This window comes from Pseudomonas sp. 05T35 (assembly GCF_056396605.1).
In genome coordinates this window covers 1-1,749 of the sequence record NZ_JBFTLU010000760.1, presented here as the reverse complement: position 1 = coordinate 1,749, position 1,749 = coordinate 1, and the positions used below count along the sequence as shown (strand labels likewise).

The 1,749-nt window shown below is 59.9% G+C and carries 4 protein-coding genes and 1 pseudogene; 2 read left to right on the top strand and 3 right to left on the bottom strand.

What is annotated here, in order from left to right; translation table 11 throughout:
- Positions 1-252 (top strand): annotated as a pseudogene (locus AC1DH9_RS29605) (hypothetical protein); the annotation flags it as partial.
- 84 nt (positions 253-336) lie between these two features.
- Here AC1DH9_RS29605 and AC1DH9_RS29600 read toward each other — a convergent pair.
- Entirely contained in the window at positions 337-549 is a 213-nt protein-coding gene (locus AC1DH9_RS29600) for a hypothetical protein (RefSeq protein ID WP_477809389.1), read from the bottom strand.
- On the opposite strand from AC1DH9_RS29600, the gene AC1DH9_RS29595 reads away from it, so the two are divergent.
- Entirely contained in the window at positions 548-1,042 is a 495-nt protein-coding gene (locus AC1DH9_RS29595; RefSeq protein ID WP_477809388.1) for an Hpt domain-containing protein, read from the top strand. The genes AC1DH9_RS29600 and AC1DH9_RS29595 overlap by 2 nt on opposite strands.
- A 55-nt stretch (positions 1,043-1,097) precedes the next feature.
- Here AC1DH9_RS29595 and AC1DH9_RS29590 read toward each other — a convergent pair whose 3' ends face one another.
- Both AC1DH9_RS29590 and AC1DH9_RS29585 read right to left on the bottom strand, forming a co-directional pair.
- Positions 1,098-1,580 carry a GAF domain-containing protein gene (locus tag AC1DH9_RS29590; protein ID WP_427532806.1) on the bottom strand — a complete coding sequence of 161 codons (483 nt, stop codon included), beginning with the start codon at positions 1,578-1,580 and terminating at the stop codon, positions 1,098-1,100.
- Positions 1,577-1,749: DUF815 domain-containing protein (locus tag AC1DH9_RS29585; RefSeq protein ID WP_477809390.1), on the bottom strand; the 173-nt coding region annotated here is incomplete at its 5' end. The genes AC1DH9_RS29585 and AC1DH9_RS29590, both read right to left, overlap by 4 nt.

The window sequence follows — 1,749 nt, the reverse complement described above, 5'->3', positions numbered from 1 at the left end:
GGCTTGGGACTGGGCTGGGAAGGCGCATACCTTCGTGGTCCGTATTACTACCCCTCCTATCCGATTTACTACTACCCGCCCCCTGTTTATTACTACCCGGCCAACCCGCCTGTGGTGGCAGCGCCCCCCAACACTCCGTCGGTGCCAAGCTGGTATTACTGCCCTTCAGCCAAAGGTTACTACCCTTATATACGCCAATGCCCTGAAGCGTGGCGCCTGGTTCCGGGGACTCCCTCGGGGCCCATACAGTGACAGGCGCAGCTGATTTCGCGGAGGTCATCCCGCACGTTGCTGACGAAAGGGAATGGAGCGTCTCAATCCCGCACCCACAGCCACTCATCCCCGGGCGGAACAGGCGCTCAGGAACGCCTTGAGTTCCTTCAGGGGACGGGTGTTGAGCACGTCGGTTTTTTCCAGCCAGGCACGCCGTGCCTGAGCGATTCCATACTGCAAATAGGCAAAGTCAACGGTGCGATGCGCATCCGAGTTGATGGCAATGAGCACCCCTTCATCCTTGGCGTAGCGGCACTGCAGGTCGAACAGGTCCATGCGTTGCGGCTGCGCATTGAGTTCCAGGCAGCAACCACGCTGCCGGGCCGCCTTGATCTTCGAGAATGTCCACCTCGATGCCCTTGAGCAAGGTCACGCCCCGCAAGCGGCTGTTGAGCGCATCGATCTGGTCGATGTGCTTGAGCAGCCGGTCGGCATCCAGGCCATGGGCCACTCTGAGGGACCGCGAATGCTCGGTAATCGCTTGCTCGCCGAACTGTTCAACAGCAATCGCCTCGACCGCCAGGAACTCCTCGCGCTGCCGCCTGCAAGCGGGCCGCAAGCCTTCATCGATATGGCGCACAAAATCAAAGGGGCGGCCCGTATTGTTCAGGCCTCAAGGCTTATCGACCGTTGCGAAGCGCTTGAGCGCGTATGTCATGAGAACTTCTGTCCGGACCAGCTCGAGGCCCGCTGCAAAGGCATAGAGCACGCCATGCTCGAGTTGGAACAGGCGCTACAACGACAGATCCATCAGCACACCGGCGTGTAAAACCTCCCCTGAAGCAACCCGTAGCAGCCGCCTTCGGCAGCGGCTACGGGTTTGATCAGCATTCGGTCAAACGCAGGAAAATCCCCGCCAACCGCTCAATGCCGGCCTGATCATCAACGGTGAAACGCGCCAGCAAAGGACTGTCCAGATCCAACACGCCAATCAACCGGCCGTCCTTGACCAGCGGCACCACCAGTTCACTGTTCGAGGCACTGTCGCAGGCAATATGCCCGGCGAACGCATGCACATCTTCAACCCGTTGAGTCTGAAGGGTCGCCGCCGCTGCGCCGCAAACGCCACGACCGAACGGAATGCGCACGCAGGCGATTTGTCCCTGGAACGGTCCGAGCACCAGTTCCTCGTTGCGATTGAGGTAAAACCCGGCCCAATTCAGGTCATCGAGCTGATTGAACAAGAACGCCGAAAACTGCGCGGCGTTGGCGATAAAGTCGCGCTCATCCGCCAGCAGCGACTCCAACTGCGCGCAGAGCAGGCCATAGCCCTCAAGTCCTGCGCCGCTCTTTTGCAAATCGATCATGCCTTGTGCTCCAACAACTTCAGTCCGACCCAATACCGGGCAAATTGATACGCGCAACGGCCGTTGCGATTACCGCGTCCGGTAGCCCAGCGAACCGCAAGAATCTCGAGTTCTTCATCACGCTTCCACTCAAGGCCGGCCTTGCCCGCCAACGCTCCCACCCAATGCT